This is a genomic window from Anaerolineae bacterium, assembly GCA_013178015.1.
GTDB lineage: Bacteria > Chloroflexota > Anaerolineae > DRVO01 > DRVO01 > Ch71.
Map to the genome: position 1 here is coordinate 1 of JABLXR010000002.1, position 17,547 is coordinate 17,547.

Sequence of the window (17,547 nt, forward strand, 5' to 3'; positions counted from 1 at the left end):
CTCCGCGACAACTGGATGTACGGGCCCTGCAGCGGCGCCTTCTGGAGCAGGGCGTGTTCCTGGGCGACGAAGCCCTGCTGCGTGAGCGTGGCCTGGCCTAGGCTGACGTTCCCGGGCACTCAGCGCACGGCCCTACACCTGACTTAGCTGACTGTGCTGTGTGTCCCGCCATGCCAGATGGGGATGGCGGGCTGTCTGTCGCCATCCATTCGGCCGGTTCAGCGCTCAGGGCTGGTGTGCTGGGGCCGTTGACCGGTGCCGTCGGGGCAAGGCGATCTAGGACACCTTCGCCCCGGCCCGAGAACTCGCGCAGCAGCTGGGGCGCGAACAGGACTTTGCAGGAGGCAGCGGATGCCGGAGTCGATAGTGGAGCAAGCGCGGGAGATTCCCGTACTGGCCGAGACCGAGGTGCTGGTGGCCGGAGGCGGCCTGGCAGGGGTGGCCGCAGCGGTTAGCGCCGCCCGCGCCGGCGCCAAGACGATCCTGGTGGAGCGGCTGGGGCTGCTGGGCGGAGTCGCCACCGCCTCTCTCATGACCTCCATGGGTAACTTCATGACTCTCGTCGGCGGCCGACAGGTGGTCAAGGGCTTGCCTGAGGAGATGCTGGACAAGCTGGCGGCCCGGGATGCCACCATGGCGGACTGGCGCAACCGGTCGCTGCCTCAGTTACCGTACCATCAGGAGGCCATGCGCCACTTGCTGGTGGAACTGGTGATGGACGCCGGAGTGGAGACGTTGCTGGAGACCTGGGTGGTAGGCGTGGTGAAGGAAGGCCGGAGGGTGTCGGCCGCCATCGCCGAGAGCAAGAGCGGCCGTCAGGCCATCCTGGCCCAGCAGTTCGTGGATGCCACCGGAGACGCCGACCTGGCTTCCTGGGCAGGCGCACCGGTGCGCAACACCCCTCCCGACTCGGGCACCATCCAGTTCCAGATGCGGGGCGTGGACATAGACGCCATCGTGGAATACTTCGAGACCCATCCGGAAGAGTGGCAGCAGTACGTGGACATGGTCACGCCCCTGGGGGACTTCATCGCCAACTGGCGGGAGCGGGGGATGTTCCACCTGCCCCACTGGGGGGCGCAGAAGATGAGCCTGATTCGGGAGGCCATCGCCCGGGGCGACTACGCCCGCGACGTGGGGTTGTGCCAGGCCATAGACGTCTTCGGCATGTTCGCCTACCGCTCATCCGGCGCGGTGCTGATCAACTCCTGCAACTTCGCCATAGACCACCTGGACATCAGGACCCACTCGCGGGCGGAGATGGAGGCGCGGCGGCTGATCCCCTACATCGCCGAGTTCCTGGTGAAGCACTTCCCGGGGTTCGAGAAGGCGTACGTGTCCGAGTCGGCGGCGGTGACGGGAGTGCGCTACACCCGCTGGATTGACGCCGGCTTCGACTTCACCCCGGCTGACGTGGCCAGTGGACGCAAGTTCCCCGACGTGATCGGCGTTCTCTCCAAGCCCGTGAGGCACCCGATGGGGGGCAACGCCTACCAGCCGGTGGCCACCGAGCTACCTTACCGCATCATGCTGCCCCAAGGCGTGGACAACGTCATCGTGGGCAGTGGCAAGAGCGTCTCGACCGACCCGCGTGGTCTGCTGCGGGCCGAGCCCTGCTGCCTGGTTCTGGGCCAGGCCGCCGGAGTGGCCGCCGCCTTGGGGGCTCGGTCGGGCTCGCGTCTGCCGGAGTTGCCTATGGCCGAGGTGCAGCGGCAGTTGCTGCGCCAGCAGGTGTACCTGGGAGAGCCCGATCGGCTGGGGGAACTGGGACTGCATTGAGCGCCTGCGTAAGGGCATCGCTAGTGAGCGCTCCTGAAAGGGACGCCCGAGGAGGAAAGTGTGACGCAGACTGTGGTCGAGCCGGAACGCCAGATACCGGTTATGGACGAAGTGGGGGTGCTGGTGGCCGGTGGGGGCCTTGCCGGCGTGGCCGCGGCGGTTGCGGCGGCGCGCGCCGGCGCCAGGACCATGCTGATCGAGAGATTGGGGTTACTGGGTGGGGTGGCCACCGCCTCTCTCATGACCTCCATGGGTAACGACGCCACGGTAGCGAACAACCGGCTGGTGGTGCGAGGCATTCTGGAAGAGATGTTCGACAAGCTGGCGGCCCGGGATGCCACCATGGCGGACTGGCGCAACCGGTCGCTGCCTCAGTTACCGTACCATCAGGAGGCCATGCGCCACCTGCTGGTGGAACTGGTGATGGACGCCGGCGTCGAGACCCTGCTGGAGACCTGGGTGGTGGGCGTGGTGAAGGAAGGCCGGAGGGTGTCGGCCGCCATCGCCGAGAGCAAGAGCGGCCGTCAGGCCATCCTGGCCCAGCAGTTCGTGGATGCCACCGGAGACGCCGACCTGGCCGCCTGGGCGGGCGCGCCCTTCCGGCACACTCCGCCGGATTCGGGCACCATCCAGTTCCAGATGCGGGGCGTGGACATAGACGCCGTCGTGGAATACTTCGAGACCCATCCGGAAGAGTGGCAGCAGCACCAGGACCACGTCACCACCCTGGACGAGTTCGTGAGCAACTGGCGGGAGCGGGGCATGTTCCACCTGCCCCACGGCGGCACCCACCACATGACCCTGGTGCAGGAGGCGATCGCCAGGGGCGACTACGCCGAGCACGTGGGCCTGTGCCGAAGGATAGATATCTTCGGCATGTTCGCCTACCGCTCATCCGGTACGGTGCTGATCAACTCCTGCAACTTCGCCATAGACCACCTGGACATCAGGACCCACTCGCGGGCGGAGATGGAGGCGCGGCGGCTGATCCCCTACATCGCCGAGTTTCTGGTGAAGCACTTCCCGGGGTTCGAGAAGGCGTACGTGTCCGAGTCGGCGGCGGTGACGGGAGTGCGCTACACCCGCTGGATTGACGCCGGCTTCGACTTCACGGCGGAGGAGCTGGGGCAGGAGAGCCGGTTCGAGGACGTGATCGGCACGGTGGCCATGCGGAACAAGCACCCGAGAGGGGGAACGCTCTTCGGCCCGGGCTACGCCGACGTCCCCTATCGAGTCATGCTGCCCCAGAGAGTGGAGAACGTCATCGTTGCCAGCGGGAAGAGCATCTCCACTCAGCCTCGGGGACTCCTCCGGGCGGAGGGCCACTGCGTGGTCCTGGGTCAGGGTGCTGGGGTCGCGGCGGCCGTTGCTGCCGAGGACGGGACGACCGCGCAGGGCGTGAACATAAGAGCAGTGCAACAGGAGTTGCTGCGACAGAACGTGCACCTGGGAGATGCTGAACGCCTCAGAGAGTTGGGCCTGGGTTAGGCCCGGGCCCCCTCGGGCGGTGAACCGAAGGCCCCAAGGAGTGAGACAGATGGGTGAGATCACGGAACCGAGACGGGAGATCCCGGTCCTGGACGAGGCCGACGTCCTGGTGGCCGGTGGCGGCGTAGCGGGAGTAGCGGCGGCGGTAGCAGCGGCGCGGGCCGGGGCGAAGACGGTGCTGGTGGAGCGGATGGGCGTACTCGGTGGGGTAGCATCGGCCGCTTTGATGACCTCCATCACCAACTTCGCCTTCACCGGCGACGGGCGGCTGGTCACGCGAGGGATTCTGGAAGAGGTGCTGGACAAGCTGGGAGAGCGGGCCGCGACCACGCCGGACTGGCGCACGCGGAAGTTGCCCCAGTGGCCCTTCGATCAGGAGGTATTCCGCCACCTGCTGGTCGAGATGGTGATGGATGCGGGCGTGGAGACCTACCTGGAGACGTGGGTGACGGACGTGCTCAAGGAGGGGAGCCTGCTCCGGGGAGTAACTACCGAGAGCAAGGGCGGCCGTCAGGCCATCCTGGCCCAGCAGTTCGTGGATGCCACCGGAGACGCCGACCTGGCTGCGTGGGCAGGCGCACCGGTGCGCAACACCCCTCCCGACTCGGGCAGCCTTCTCTTCCAGATGCGGGGCGTGGACATAGAGGCCATCGTGGAATACTTCGAGACCCATCCGGAAGAGTGGCAGCAGTACTCCGACCGGGTGACTCCGGTGGAAGACTTCATCGCCAACTGGCGCGAGCGAGGGGTATTCCACCTGCCCCACTGGGGGGCGCAGAAGATGAGCCTGATTCGGGAGGCCATCGCCCGGGGCGACTACGCCCGCGACGTGGGGTTGTGCCAGGCCATAGACGTCTTCGGCATGTTCGCCTACCGCTCATCCGGCGCGGTGCTGATCAACTCCTGCAACTTCGCCATAGACCACCTGGACATCAGGACCCACTCGCGGGCGGAGATGGAGGCGCGGCGGCTGATCCCCTACATCGCCGAGTTCCTGGTGAAGCACTTCCCGGGGTTCGAGAAGGCGTACGTGTCCGAGTCGGCGGCGGTGACGGGAGTGCGCTACACCCGCTGGATTGACGCCGGCTTCGACCTCACGGCGCAGCAGGTGGCCGACGGAGCCACCTTCGACGATGTCATCGGGGTGCAGACGGCCTACTACCGGCATTCGCGAGGCGGGGTGGTGCACCCACCTCGCTCGCACGATGTCCCCTACCGCATCATGCTGCCCCAAGGGGTGGACAACGTGGTCATCGGCAGCGGCAAGAGCGTCTCTACCGATCCCAGGGGCCTGGTGCGAGGTCAGGCGTCCTGCTACCTAATCGGGCAAGGGGCGGGCGTCGCTTGCGCTGTGGCGGCTCGCTCGGGTACCTCGGCGCGGGGAGTGAGTATCACCTCGGTACAGGAAGAGCTGCTGAAGCAGAACGTATACCTCGGCGAGCCGGATCGGCTGGCGCAGCTCGGCCTGGCTTCGGTCTAGGTGGGGCAGGGAGAGGGCGAGCCACACATGAACTCCCGCGAGCGCCTGGATGCCTGCCTTTCGTTCGGCGAGCCGGACCGCCTGTTCTACTACTCCATGCGGGCGCCCACGGCCACGATCCAGCGCTGGGAAGAGGAAGGTCTGCCCCGGGGGGTCGACCTGGCGGAGTACTTCGGCCTCGACGCCATGCTGGCCCCCTTCTGGCGCATCCCGCTAGACCTGGGGCCTGTGCCACCACACCCGAGGACGATCCTCCAGGAGACGGAGCAGCACCTGGTCTACACCAACCCGGTAGGGGCGGTAGTGAGGGAGTACAAGGACCGGCGGGACTTCGGCTCCATGCAGTGGCTCGACTTCCCAGTCAAGGAGCGGAGTTCCTTTGCCGAGCTCAAAGCCCGCTACCAGGCCGATGAGCCCTCGCGCTACCCTCCGGACTGGGCCTCGCGCGTACAGCAGTGGCGGGGGCGGGACTACCCGCTGGTTCTGGTGGCCCACGGGCCATTCGCCCAGCTGCGGGACTGGATGGGCGTAGAGGGGGCCTGCGTCGCCTTCCACGACCAACCGAGGCTGGTGGAGGAGATGGTCGAGTTTTGGACGGGCTTCGTCCTGGACGCAGTCGCCGGGGCCCTGCGCGATGTCGAAGTGGACTGGTTCCTCCTGGGCGCCGAGGACATGGCCTACAAGACGGCCTCCCTCCTCTCGCCCCAGACGGTGCGGCGCTTCCTGGCGCCCAGCTACCGACGCATCGCGGACTTCCTGCACAGCAGGGGCGTCAGGCACGTGATCATCGACAGCGACGGCAATGTAAGCGAGCTCATCCCCATCTGGCTCGACGCCGGCATGACGGGAACGACGCCGCTGGAGGTGGCGGCCGGTATGGATCCGGTGGCGGTGCGCCGCCAGTGTCCCTCGCTGGCCATGATCGGAGGCATTGACAAGCGCGCTTTGATGCAGGGCCCGCGGGCCATCGAGGCTGAGGTGCTGTCGAAGATGCCCGTGCTGGGCAAGTCGGCGGGATACATACCAGCGCTGGACCACATCATCTCCCCCGACATTCCTTTGTCGGGCTTCCGGCACTACATGGAGACCTTGAAGCGTGTGGCTGCCGGCTGATGGCGGCCACCGAGACCGATCGGGAGACACGGACATGGTAAGTGGACTCGGGTTGAGCGGCCGGGTGGCCCTCGTTACCGGCGCCGGCATCGGCATCGGCAGGAGTGCGGCCCTGGCCCTGAGCAAGGCAGGGGCCCAGGTGGCGGTGCACTGCTTCCGCAGTCGAGAGCAGGCCCAGGAGGTGGTGGAGCTCATCTCGGCCGACGGCGGCAGCGCCTTTCTGATCCAGGCCGACCTGACGCAGCCGTCCGAGGCGCAGCGCACGATCGAAGAGGTCCGGAGAGAAGCCGGTCGGCTGGACATCCTGGTGAACAACGCCGGTGGCATCAATCGGCGCGTGCCCATGGAGGAGGTGACCCCCGAGTTGCTGCGGGAGATGCTGGACGTCAACCTGCTCAGCGCCCTTCTGGTAACGCAGGCCTCCCTACCCTTGCTCAGGCAGTCCGACGGCGCCGCCATCATCAACATCACCAGCATCGCTGCGTACACTGGGGCGCCTGGGGCCTGTCACTACGGTGCGGCCAAGGCGGCCCTGGGGGCGATGACCCGAGGCTGGGCCAAGGAGCTCGCCCCCGACGGGATCCGGGTGAACGCAGTGGCGCCGGGCGTGATCGAGACTCGCTTCCACGAACGCGTCTCCTCACCGGAACGGATGCAGGCTTTCCGTGAGGCCACTCCCCTGGGGCGTAATGGGCACCCGGACGAGGTAGCCGGGGCCATCGTCATGCTCGCCAGTAACTGGGGCTCGTTTGTGACCGGTGAGACCATACACGTGAATGGGGGGCTGTTGATGGTGTAGGGCCGAGTGGCCACTGGCCTCGCGATCGCGCCGTCATTCACAACCCGCCGGGCGGCATCGTGCGGCGGCTGAGGAGCCAAGATGCACAAGAACACTGCCAAAGCCAGGATGCTCGCCGGACGGCCTGCTATCCGCGGCATGGTGACTCTCGGATCGCCGCTGGCGGCCGCGGTGTTGTCGCAGCTGGGGCACGACTTCCTCCTGGTGGACAGCCAGCACGGCGCCAAGGGCCGCGAGTGCCTGCTTGCGGTAACCGGAGACCTTGCCGGGTGTTACGGGACTGCAGAAGGACCGCGGGTGGTCGGACTCGTGCGTGAGCCCCTTCGAAACCAGACACTTAGACGAACAACGGAGGAGTGCCTTGCGCGCTCGAACGCTGTCACTGGATAGGCCGCCACAATCTCACGTCGAAGAGATCATGCGGCGACAGCGCGCCAGCCTGGCCTGGCAGCCGGTGGACCGCCTTCCTCTGGGTATCTGGATCAACCGGCCCGAGAATCGCGCCGACCTCGTCTTCGAGGACATACTCGACTACCGCACCTTCTTCACCCTTCAGGAACGCATCCTGAGCGACACTCTTGCAGTCGGGTCCGATATCGTCCCGGCGCTGGCCATCAACAACTTCGGCGACGGCATCCTGCCCTCGATGTTCGGGGCCGACCTCATCGTTCCACGGCCGGACATAGATGTCATTCAGGACCTGGGGCCGTGGGTGGTGCCGCTGCTGAAGAGCCGGTCGGACATGGCTGCCCTGCGGAAGCCACCGCTGGATGGAGGGCTTTTCCCCACGGCCTGCGACGCCGTGCGCTACTACCGCGACCGAGCGCCCGACTGGCTGCCGATAGTGACGCCCATGCGGCTGGGCCCCCTGAGCGTGGCCATGCTCCTGCGCGGGGAGGCCTTCTACACGGACTTGTACGAGCACCCTGGCGAGTTGCACCACGTGCTGCAGGTATGCACGGAGACGTTCATCGAGACCGAGCAGCACCTCTTCGCTCTGGCGGGCATGTCGCTGAAGGACACCATCACCAACTTCGGCGTCTCGCTCGAGGGGGCGCTGCGGGTGGGTGAGGACTGCATCATCAACCTGCGGCCGGAGTTCATCGAGGAGTTCGTGGTGCCCTACTACGCCCAGATCGGGCGGGCCTTCGGTGGGCGAGTGCTCCTGCACTTCTGCAGCATGCCCCACACGCCCGGCGGCCATGTGGTGGAAGTGCTGCGGCGGCACCCGGACGTCTTCTCCGGAGTCAGCACTCAGCTGGGCGTGCAGCACTACCTGGCCCAGCAGGACGGCCTTCGGGGTATCCTGGGGGTGGAAGCCGGCTATGGCGTGGGCATCTCGAGCTATCGCGTCGAGTATGGCAGCTTCGCCGCCTGGGCGGAGCACCTGGCCAGGCGAGCCCCATTGAGGACCGGTCTCGTCCTCTACACCGAAGTGCGGACGCTGGAGGAAGCACAGACGATGTGGCAGGACTGGCTGGCGGCCAGCTAGGGCTGGCTTGCCGGTGGCTCCGGGCAGCGTCAGAAGCGGCCCCCACGAATCCGGGAGACTCCCAGACTTGGGCGTCGCTAGGAGGCTCACTCCTGGGTGGTCTTGTCCTCCACTGGCGTGACCAGCACCTTGTCCACCCGGTTGCCGTCCATGTCCATTACCTCCAGGCGCAGCTTGTCCCACTGGAAGTGATCGGTGGCGGCTGGGATGCGGCCCAGTTGGGCTACCACGAAGCCGGCCAGGGTCTGGTACTCCTCCTCTTCCGGCAGCTGTTCTATGCCGAAGAGGTCCTTGAAGTCATCCACCGGCAGGAGGCCATCCAGCAGCCAGGAGCCGTCCTCGCGCTGAACGGCCATGGGCTCCTCGATCTCATCCCGCTCTGGGATCTCGCCCACGATGCCTTCGAGGATGTCGTCCAGGGTCACCAGACCCTGGAAGATGCCGTATTCGTCCACCACCAGCGCGATGGGCAGCCCGGCCTGCTTGAACAGCTCCAGCACCTGGAACACCTGCATGCTCTCCGGGATGTAGAGCGGCTCGCTGAGGGCCTTCTGCAGGTCCAGGGGCTCGCCCGCCAGGCACTGAAGCAGCAGATCTTTCACGTGGACGATCCCCAGTATCTCATCCAGGCTCTCGCGAGCCACGGGGAAGCGAGAGTAAGAGCTCTCCTCGATCACCCGCCGGACTTCCTCGGTGGGGTCTTCGATGTTGAGCCAGACCACCTCGGTGCGAGGCCGCATGATGGCGTCTACCTGGCGCTCGCCCATGCGGAAGACGCGCTCGACCATGTCGCGCTCGACTTCCTCGATGATGCCGGCGATGGTGCCCTGCTCCACCAGCACCCGTATCTCCTCCTCGGTGACCGGAGGCTCGGCGTAACCGCGTATGCCGAAGACGCGGGTGAGCACTTCCGTGGAGCCGCTAAGCAGGCTCACAGCTGGCCCAACCAGCCGGGAAAGGGCGCGCATCGGGCGGGCGATGCCCAGGGAGATGGGCTCGGCATAGTGCAGGGCCAGGCGCTTCGGCACCAGCTCGCCCACCACCAGGGAGAGGAACGTGGTGCCTACCACGGCGATGGTCAGGGCCACGGCGGAGGCGTAGCGACCTAGGATGGGGACCCCGGCCAGGAGGGTGGCGAGGACGGGGGCGATAGTGGCTCCGCCGTAGGCGCCGGCCAGTATTCCCACCAGGGTGATGCCGATCTGAATGGTGGAAAGGAAGGTGTTGGGGTCGGCCGCCAGCTCCAGGACCACCTGGGCGCGCCTGTCTCCCTCTTCGGATAGCTGCTGCATCCTGGCGCGCCGCACCGAGACTATGGCTATCTCGGACATGGCGAAGAGCCCGTTCACGAGCACCAGTGCCAGTATGACCAGGAACTGGAGGAAGAGGGTGGTGGCTACCTGTGACTCAGGCATGGGCAACCCCCGAGGCGGCGGCCGCCGCCGCATCGTAGGCAGACGCCTCGCCCGGCGGCAGGTCGTTCACTGGGGCCTGGAGGCGGTGGAGGACGTCAGGGACGCTCACGGAGGGTACCGGGGCTGGGACGGTGGAGGGAATGACGCCAGCAGACGGCCAGCTGGCCGGTGAGTCGGACGTGGTTGAGCCGGAATCTTCCATTTCCAGAATAGTATACACTGGCAGCCTATGGCCGCCAAGGGTGGTAGGTCTGGGGTCCGGGGGAGGAGCCAGGCTGGATCTCCGTGACGTGGTGGCGGAGGGGTGTACGAGAGGGCCACTCGAGGGCGGCTGCCTCAGAGGATGGCACCAAGGGGGGACGCAGTGGCCGAGGGAACGAATGACACCGGTTGAGCCGTCGCGCAAGGAGCGGAGCCGCCGCTCACCGGCGCCGAGCTCTCTCAGGTACCCTCGCCCGACAACGCCGCAGAGCGGGCCCTGAGACACCAGCGTGAGGGTAGGCCCCAGCACCAGTGTGAGGCCCCTGGTCTGCGACGGCAGGGCGCAGACCAGGGGACACGGGCGCGCCTCCTGCCGGTCGACGTCCTCTCACGGCGGAGGGCGCCCCTCCTCACGCTGGCAGCTGCTCACACGGTCACCGGTGCGTCTCCTGAGTACGTTTCTTTGTCTCCCTCATCACCTGAGGACAAGGGGCAGGAACACGCCCAGGTCGGGGAGCGGACCCGGTCCTGGCTGGGGGCTGTCAGGGTAGCTGATCTCGGCAACGAAGACCTCCCAGCCACCGGCTCGAGGTCGCAATGGGTCGGCAGTGGGGAATGCCTGGGAACCGGTCCAGCCGGTCAGATGGGCAGAACCGGCGAGGTCCACGGCGATCCCCTGGCCCACGTCGTCGCCACCCCCGCCCAGGAACGTCGAGGCGTCGAGGCTGGAACCGGCAGGGCCGAGCCTGAGGGCAAAGACGTCGAAGTTGCCGCCTATCTCCCGCTGGATGGGAGCGACCGATGGGAAGTCAGGCGAGGCTGTCTTTCCCGTTACGTGGGCGCGGCCCGACCCGTCCACAGCTATGGCATGGCCCGACTCATGCCCCGAGCCCCCGATGTAGGTGGCGTAGAGGAGTGATGCCGCCCCGGACTGCGACGGGTCCAGTTTGGCCACGAAGACGTCGGACTTGGCATCTACGTGGCAGATCGGGGGCTGGCCCGGCAGGACGTAGTCACAGACCATGTTGTCGGTGGTGTTGCAGATGCCATCAGTGCCGCAGGTGCGGTCGAAGGCGTTCGCCGTGGTGGGGAAGTCGTCAGTCTGAGTCGAGCCGGTGACGTACACGTTGCCGTCGCCATCCAGGGCGAGACCGTAGGCGAAGTCGCTGAGGGTGGTGCCGCCCAGGAGCGTGCTGTAGAGCAGGCCCGACTCGCCCGGGAGTGCCGGGTCAATCTTGGCTACGAAGGCCTTCCACAGCCCATCGAAAGAGCGCTGATACGCGTTCGCAGTCGTAGGGAAGCTGGCGGCAGCCTGGCCGGCGACATAGATCATGCCCTCATCGTCCACCGCGATGGCTCGGCCGACGGTGGAGCACAGGCCGCAGTACTCCCCGCTCCCGCCCAGGTAGGTGGAGTAGAGGAGCTCATCGCCCGCGGGGTCGATCGCAGCGACGAAGGCATCCACCAGCTCCAGTCTGTCGGCCTGAATGGCGTTCGCGGTGGTAGGGAAGCCGCTGCTGGCTACTCTGCCGGTGACGTATGCCTGGCCGGCGGAGTCCACGGCGATGGCGAGCCCCTTGGATTCTACCGAGCCGAAGGACGTCCAGTAGGTGAGCGCACCGGCTGGATCCAGCCTGGCGAGCTGGGCGTATTTGCAGATGAACATGTCTGGCAGGGACTCGCTATTCAGCGAGACGAACCCGGTCATGTAGGCGTTGCCAGCCGAGTCCACAGCTATGCCTCTGCCCTCGTCGTCGCCAGGGAGGCCGATGTAGGTGGAGTAGATCAGTTCCGACCCCGCGGCGCTCAGCCGGGTAACGAAGGCGTCGTAGCAGAGCCGGTAGGGAGTTTCGTCCGAGGGGCAGTTGACGCCTCCGCCGAAGGACCCGGACCGTGCCGGGTTCATGAGAGGCAGGTCAGTAGAGGTGGTGGAGCCGGTGATGTAGACGTCGCCGGCGGCATCGAGGGCGATACTGTGAGCCCAGTCGTCGCCGCTACCGCCGAAGTACGTAGAGTAGCTCAGCACGGGATCTATGAACAGAGGCCGGTCGGTGTCGAAAGAGTCCACCCAGAAGCCGTACCGGCCATCGCCCTTAAGGACGTAGCCGCCATCAATGGGCTCCGGCCGGCCACCTACGTTCTGGTAGATGAGAGGCTTGGCCAGGCGGAGTTCGGCCTCGCCGACGGTAAGGACCAAGTCGCCCCCGGGATCCACTCTGATGGCGTCCGCGCCCTGTGCGCACAAGGTGATTACGTCGGGGTTGGCGCCGGGCGCGAGCAGGAAGTCGTGCTCCAGTTGCCCTCCCTGGCCGAAGAAGACCAGGTCAATGCCTGGGTAGACCTCCTGGTAGCGTACTTTGCGGAAGGTCGGAATCCTAGTGTTCCAAGCCGATGGATCACTGCCCAGATAGTAGTTGACGACCCCCGGCAGTGGCTCGAGGCCAGTCACCATCGGCTCAGAGGCAGCGCCAACGAGCTGCAGGCGTGTCACAGTCGGCGGTTGGCCGGCCGAGGGGCCCGCCAGGGCCAGGAGCGCCCCGTCCGTGCCGAGCAGCACGTTGTACCCGGGACCGCGAGCCAGGAAGATGACGCCCGCTTCTGCTTGGCCGCGGTTGGCCTCAAACTGCAGGGGCAGCTCGCGAAGATGGCTCTCGGCGCCGGCGATGAAGGCAGGCTGTGGTTCAGTGAACAGGGCCGGCCGTGCAGGCGGCCGGGGTAGTGGCGCTATCAGCATCACACTCATGATCAGGGACGGGAGGAGGGTCTTTCGCAGATACATGGTGGTTACTCCCTTGGGCTGTGACCAAAGCCCTGTCGCCTGGGCTGACACGACGAAGGCGCGGCAAACGGCGCCCTGGAGCCCGCGCGCGAACTTGGTCATCATCTGTAACGCGATACGATGGTCGAAGTGATGTCGGTAGGCGGCCTGGCGTTGCACGCCGTTGGCTCGGTGACCCGGTCTCGCGCGAGCAGCCGTGGGCCGTGCTCGGTCGTACGCGGCACTCCGCCCAGCACATCCGGTGCCGGGAGCGGGCGCCCTGCCCTGTCCAGGTGGACGGCGCGGGCGACCTGGGCTGCGGCCCGCCTGAGGGCATCGAAGTGCTCCCGGCTGTACTGCTGTCCGTCCACCGAGGGACCGAGCCAGAGCACGCCGTAGCGCATGCCATGGCACTCCAGAGGCACGCTCAGCCAAGCTTCTCCCGTCCAGCGGCCGATGGTATGCACGACGCGCAGTCGACCTCCTGACTCCAGGCTCACGGCCCCCGACTGCGCCCGCAAGCAGGACGAAGCCTGTTCCAGGAGGTAGCCGACGATCTCGCTCGACTCGCTCATCCGGGTAAAGGCCTGGACTTGTTCGGCCAACTGCCTGAGGCCACGGGCGGCGTCGGGAGGTGCGGCGAACTGGGCGGTGAGCAGTCCGTCGGCGTACTTCCTGAGGGGGGCCACGGCCGTGGCGACTATCATCGTGGTTATCACCAGGGCGGCATCGCTCTTCTCCCCCGTGAAGGCGACGAAGAGCTTCTGGGAGAGTCCGAGTAGGGCGGTGAACACTCCCGCCAGGACGGCCGTGAGTACGCCGTAGACCAAGGTTCGGTTGACGAGCGCTTCCGCCTCGGATAGGTGGTATCGGGAGATGGCGATTCCCACTGAGAGGGGGAAGATGACCAGACTGGGCACAAACAGCACCGCGTCGAACGCCAGGGGCACGCCGACGACGGGGGCCACGAACCAGACGCTCACGGGCAGGAAGGCCAGGGCGCTGCCGAAGAGCATCAGGCGCGCCTGCCGCCGTACCAGGTTGGGCTCGCCCACCCTGGCTCGGTAGGCCATGATCGCCAGGAACGTGGCCACCGCCAGAGCGGCATATCGGTAGCTGGCACCCCATGCGGCGACGTAGGCCCAGGGTCGCGCGGTATCGTGGATTGCCAGCACCCCCCAGGCGGCGAATGCGATGGAGACAAGATAGGGGAGGCTCAGCAGCCAGGCTCGGCTCCGCACCGGCCGCCACTCAACCGGGAACCGCAGGGCCAGGCTGATCAGGGTGCCGCCGATCTGAGCCACGGCGACCGTCCACAGGAATGGAAAGGCGTGGGTAGTGGAGAGGTCGAACAAGAGAAGGCTGACCACCGAGACGCAGGCACAGAAGAAGGCCAGCGCCCGCCCCGGCCGCGTCATGCCCCGGGCAGCGTAGATCCACGCCCCGATGCTCAGGTAGATCAGGCCAGCCAGGTAGGGCAGCCAGAAGAGCTGCAGCATGTCCCTGCCGGGAATCGAGCCAAGCAGGACTGACGGATAGAGGTGCGTTGTCCCCTCGGGCGACCGGGTGACGAGGGACACTGAGTCGCCGGCCGCGTGCGCGCGGAGAACTGCCTGGAACTCGGAGGGGCTGGCTACGGCCACGTCACCGATGCGCAGCACCTGCTGGGGGTAGCTCAGTCCCTCCGGCCCCCCTGGGAATCGGTAGCCGTTCACCACGAGGGTCGACTCGACCAGGAATCCTGGGAAGGGGTGGCGGCCCCATGATAGGGCCAGCAGCGGGGCGGCAACCGCCGCCATGAGCGCGGTCAGGAATGCCCCGATAGTCAGCAGGCGGCTCAGCTTCTCCAGGGGAATCGCGCTCTTGGATGGGCCCGTCGCCATCAGGAGGCTTCTCGGGTCAGCGGTGGCTGCTCGAGGGCGTCTCCCGTCCTCTCCAGCAGCAACACGGTGGAACCGTCCTGCGACTGCCCCTCGTGGACCGACGCCTCCGGCCTTGGGGCTGCGATGCCGGCCGCTCGATCCAGTAGCGCCTGAACGGCCTCCAGGCGGCTCTCCGTCTGGCCGCTTCGCCGGGCCGGCCCGCCGGCAGCGAGGAGCAGCGCTTCGCCCGGCTCAAGCCTAACCTCACTCTGATGGTATTGAGCGTCCAGTCGCAGGCCCAAGGGTGGCCCGGGGGGCTCCAGCGGCGCGGGCCCGTTGCTGCAGAGGTGATGGGCCAGCGCATCCCCGGCATGAGCCAGCTCCAGCCGACCGCTGCCCGGATCCAGAATGGCGTAAAGGCAGGTCACGGTATGGCCTTCCGACACCTCCGGGCACACTGAGTCGTTGACCTGGGAGAGCGCCGCCGAGGGAGGGACCAGCTGGCGGGCAGTGTGGCGCAGGACGGCTCTGGCGGTGGCGGCCAGAAAGGCCGCGTATGCACTGGGGTCGTGAACCTGTACTATGGCCAGCATGAGGCGACCGTCGGGCAGGAACAGGTAGTCGTAGAACATGCCGCAGATGGCACCGGCGGGCCCGTGGTTGGCGGCCAGCTTCCAGCCTGGCAGCAGAGGCAGGTGCTTTGGCACCAGAGCCTCTCGGGCCAAGCCCGCCACCTGTCTGGCTTGGGCCAGTTGCTCCTGAGCCTGGGCGTCCGTGTGGCTCTGGCGCATCAGGAGCGTTGCTCCCGTTGCCGGCAGGGTCATACCTGCGGCCAGCAGAATCAGCAGGACGTCAAGGTAGCGCCTGGTGTCGTGGGTGACCGTAGCCCAGTCTTCCTCGGTGATGAGCGTCCACCCGGTCCCAGGCACGGGAGCATAGGCGGAGACCATGCTGCGGCCTGGGCTGTCGTAGGTCTGGTTGGCTCCTCCGATGCCCTGTAGCGCCCCGGCGGGGAGTCCCCGGGCGTCGAAGATGGCGCCGACCTGAGCGTAGCTGGAGTCATAGAGGATGCGGCCGTTGCTATCGACGACATAAGTGGTTCCGCTCTGACCTATGCGCAGCCGCACGATGCTGGCGTAGAACGAACTGGCGGTGGACTTCCCCAGGCCGAACATGCCGGCCAGCACCCCGGCGAACTGACCCCGATCGTTCAGAATCCGCACGCCTATGATGGTCACCATGCTCGGGCTAGGTCCTTCATGCACCCCGTCGGAGAAGGCCACCTCAGTGGACGCGAGCAGCTCCTGGAAGAATCGGTGGTGGGACCAGTCCTGCAGGAGCAGCTGGGGGCGTTCGGGCATGGTGGCGCGCACCGTGCCGTAGCTGTCCAGAAGCACGACTCCTGTGTCGAATGCGGCCAAACGCGAGGCCGCCCTCTGGAGCGCGGCTTGCTGCTCGGCCACGTTTCCGCCGGAGACCTCGGGCGTCCGCGCCAGTGAGGTGAGGACGGCAGCGAACCCGAGGAACTCGTCTTCGAGTCGAGCGGCAGACAGGTAGGCTAACTGCCGGTTGCGTTCGATCAGCAGTTCGGCGGAAGCCTGGCGATAAGCGGAGTACAGAGCCATGCCTACGACGGCCACTGGGATCAGGGCCAGCAGCAGGGCCCAGGCAATGGGCGGGCCACGACGCGCCTTCCAGACACGTGCCAGTCGCACCTCGCCTCCTAGGCCCCTGCCTGTTGAGCCGCGTCAATCTGCGCCGAGAGGGTTCTCACGAGGTCAGTCTGCGCCTGGCCCAGAGTGAAGATGCGCGACCAAGCTGCCTGGGCCAGGCGTCGGGCCTCGGCCATGTTGGCGAAGATCTCCGCCGTCACCGAGTAACCCCGCAGGTGGCCATCGGCGAACACACTCAGATCCATGTCGCGCGACCTGCCTGGGTGCTGCTCCCGCACCAAGTTGGCCCATTCGCCGACCAGCGATGCCCGTGCCGGATGAAGCAGTTGGGCCTGGGCCATTGCCCGCCCGTACCTGGGGCTGATCAGGAACTTGAGCAGCTCCCAGGCGGCCTCGGGGTGTCTAGTGCCGGCATAGATGGCGAAGCCGTCGGCGGTGGCCAGAGTGGCCCGGCGAGCCGGTCCTGCCGGCAGAGGGGCGACGCCAACCCTGAAGTTGGCGTTCTCAAGGATGCGCTTCAGCGACCACGATCCCTCCTCCACCATCGCCAGGTGCCCTTCGACGAACGCCTGCCACGGGGCGATGGTGCGCACGTCCAGGAGGCTGGCCATAGTGTGGTCGTCCCACATGCGGTCGCGCAGCCACTGCAGAGCCTCCAGGGCCTCAGGCTGAGCCATGAGGCTGCGTCTGGGATCCAGAGGATCAACGAAGTGCCCTCCCCAGCCGTTGACGTGGACCTGGAGGTGCCCCCAGCTCACGTCAACCATGCTTCCCCAGAGGTCTATCTTGCCCGTCCGGTCCATGGGGCGGACCAGGCCTCTCATGGCCTCCAGATAGTCATCGTGGGTCCAGGCGTCCGTGGGGTACTCCACGCCGTACTGGTCGAACAAGTCCTTGTTGTAGTACAGGACGAGCGCACCCTGACACTTGGGCAGGGCATACTGCACCCCGCTGTGGGTGAACAAGGCCCGGTAATGAGCCGGGTGCCAATCGTCCACGGTGGCCTCATCCAGATCCGCCTCTACGTAGGGACGCAGATCGAGAAGGTAGCCGGCCTGTGCCCACAGAGGAAGGGAGTCACAGCAACCGGCGAAGACGTCCGGCGCCGTGCCGTTCTGGAAATCGGAGAGCATCTGGCTGGCGGTGTTCTCGGGGTCTTGGGCGAGGAAGACGCTGATGTGCGGATTGGAGGTATGGAACTGCTCCAGCATGTGCTGCGCCGTGGTCACGAGCCACTCACTTCGGCCTTCTTGGTACACCAACTGGACGGCCCTGGTGCGGCGCGGTCCCATCGCCGATGGCGTTCCGCACCCCGCCAGAGCGGCGCCGGCGGCGGCGACACCGATGCCACGCAGGAAGCCGCGGCGGGTGATGGCGGGCCGCTCGGCGTCGCTGCCGGGGGAGGCGAAGGCAGGGATAGTGTTCGCGTCGGCTTCTCTGACGACTGGAGTATCTGAACTTCGTGATGTGGGATGCGCCTGATCCAT

General features: G+C 66.7%; 11 protein-coding genes. 6 read left to right on the plus strand and 5 right to left on the minus strand.

Annotated features, from left to right (window positions below; all coding sequences use genetic code 11):
• Nucleotides 1–351 precede the first annotated feature (351 nt).
• The 6 genes from HPY83_00785 (at nt 352) to HPY83_00810 (ending at nt 8,151) form a co-directional block, all read left to right on the plus strand.
• Entirely contained in the window at nt 352–1,779 is a 1,428-nt protein-coding gene (locus tag HPY83_00785; GenBank protein NPV06481.1) for an FAD-dependent oxidoreductase, read from the plus strand.
• Between the two features lie 60 nt (nt 1,780–1,839).
• A complete protein-coding gene (locus HPY83_00790) occupies nt 1,840–3,267 on the plus strand; it encodes an FAD-dependent oxidoreductase (protein ID NPV06482.1) in 1,428 nt (475 codons plus the stop codon).
• A 49-nt stretch (nt 3,268–3,316) separates the two neighbouring features.
• Nucleotides 3,317–4,747 carry an FAD-dependent oxidoreductase gene (locus HPY83_00795; protein ID NPV06483.1) on the plus strand — a complete coding sequence of 477 codons (1,431 nt, stop codon included), beginning with the start codon at nt 3,317–3,319 and terminating at the stop codon, nt 4,745–4,747.
• A 27-nt stretch (nt 4,748–4,774) separates the two neighbouring features.
• Entirely contained in the window at nt 4,775–5,860 is a 1,086-nt protein-coding gene (locus HPY83_00800; protein ID NPV06484.1) for a hypothetical protein, read from the plus strand.
• A 34-nt stretch (nt 5,861–5,894) separates the two neighbouring features.
• Nucleotides 5,895–6,659, plus strand: coding sequence for a 3-oxoacyl-ACP reductase FabG (locus tag HPY83_00805; protein ID NPV06485.1), 765 nt, complete (start codon nt 5,895–5,897; stop codon nt 6,657–6,659).
• A gap of 361 nt (nt 6,660–7,020) precedes the next feature.
• Nucleotides 7,021–8,151 (plus strand): hypothetical protein, encoded by a 1,131-nt coding sequence (locus HPY83_00810; GenBank protein NPV06486.1) that lies wholly within the window; start codon nt 7,021–7,023, stop codon nt 8,149–8,151.
• 86 nt (nt 8,152–8,237) lie between these two features.
• On the opposite strand, the gene HPY83_00815 is transcribed toward HPY83_00810, so the two are convergent.
• The 5 genes from HPY83_00815 to HPY83_00835 form a co-directional block, all read right to left on the minus strand.
• Nucleotides 8,238–9,566 (minus strand): HlyC/CorC family transporter, encoded by a 1,329-nt coding sequence (locus tag HPY83_00815; GenBank protein ID NPV06487.1) that lies wholly within the window; start codon nt 9,564–9,566, stop codon nt 8,238–8,240.
• A 676-nt stretch (nt 9,567–10,242) separates the two neighbouring features.
• On the minus strand, nt 10,243–12,546 hold the full coding sequence (locus HPY83_00820) for a hypothetical protein (GenBank protein ID NPV06488.1): 2,304 nt from the start codon (nt 12,544–12,546) through the stop codon (nt 10,243–10,245).
• Nucleotides 12,547–12,647: 101 nt separating this feature from the next.
• On the minus strand, nt 12,648–14,408 hold the full coding sequence (locus HPY83_00825) for a hypothetical protein (protein NPV06489.1): 1,761 nt from the start codon (nt 14,406–14,408) through the stop codon (nt 12,648–12,650).
• Complete coding sequence (locus HPY83_00830) at nt 14,408–16,102, minus strand: SpoIIE family protein phosphatase (GenBank protein ID NPV06490.1); 1,695 nt, start codon at nt 16,100–16,102, stop codon at nt 14,408–14,410. Before HPY83_00830 ends, HPY83_00825 begins: the two co-directional genes overlap by 1 nt.
• 8 nt (nt 16,103–16,110) lie before the next feature.
• Nucleotides 16,111–17,547: a sugar ABC transporter substrate-binding protein gene (locus HPY83_00835; protein ID NPV06491.1), complete on the minus strand. Its 1,437-nt coding sequence runs from the start codon at nt 17,545–17,547 to the stop codon at nt 16,111–16,113.

Excerpts from the sequence above, each read along its gene's own strand:
- HPY83_00800 (NPV06484.1), top strand. The coding sequence starts at position 4,775 with ATGAACTCCCGCGAGCGCCTGGATGCCTGCCTTTCGTTCGGCGAGCCG.
- HPY83_00835 (NPV06491.1), bottom strand. The coding sequence starts at position 17,547 with ATGGATCAGGCGCATCCCACATCACGAAGTTCAGATACTCCAGTCGTC.
- HPY83_00785 (NPV06481.1), top strand. The coding sequence starts at position 352 with ATGCCGGAGTCGATAGTGGAGCAAGCGCGGGAGATTCCCGTACTGGCC.
- HPY83_00815 (NPV06487.1), bottom strand. The coding sequence starts at position 9,566 with ATGCCTGAGTCACAGGTAGCCACCACCCTCTTCCTCCAGTTCCTGGTC.
- HPY83_00805 (NPV06485.1), top strand. The coding sequence starts at position 5,895 with ATGGTAAGTGGACTCGGGTTGAGCGGCCGGGTGGCCCTCGTTACCGGC.
- HPY83_00825 (NPV06489.1), bottom strand. The coding sequence starts at position 14,408 with ATGGCGACGGGCCCATCCAAGAGCGCGATTCCCCTGGAGAAGCTGAGC.
- HPY83_00820 (NPV06488.1), bottom strand. The coding sequence starts at position 12,546 with ATGTATCTGCGAAAGACCCTCCTCCCGTCCCTGATCATGAGTGTGATG.
- HPY83_00795 (NPV06483.1), top strand. The coding sequence starts at position 3,317 with ATGGGTGAGATCACGGAACCGAGACGGGAGATCCCGGTCCTGGACGAG.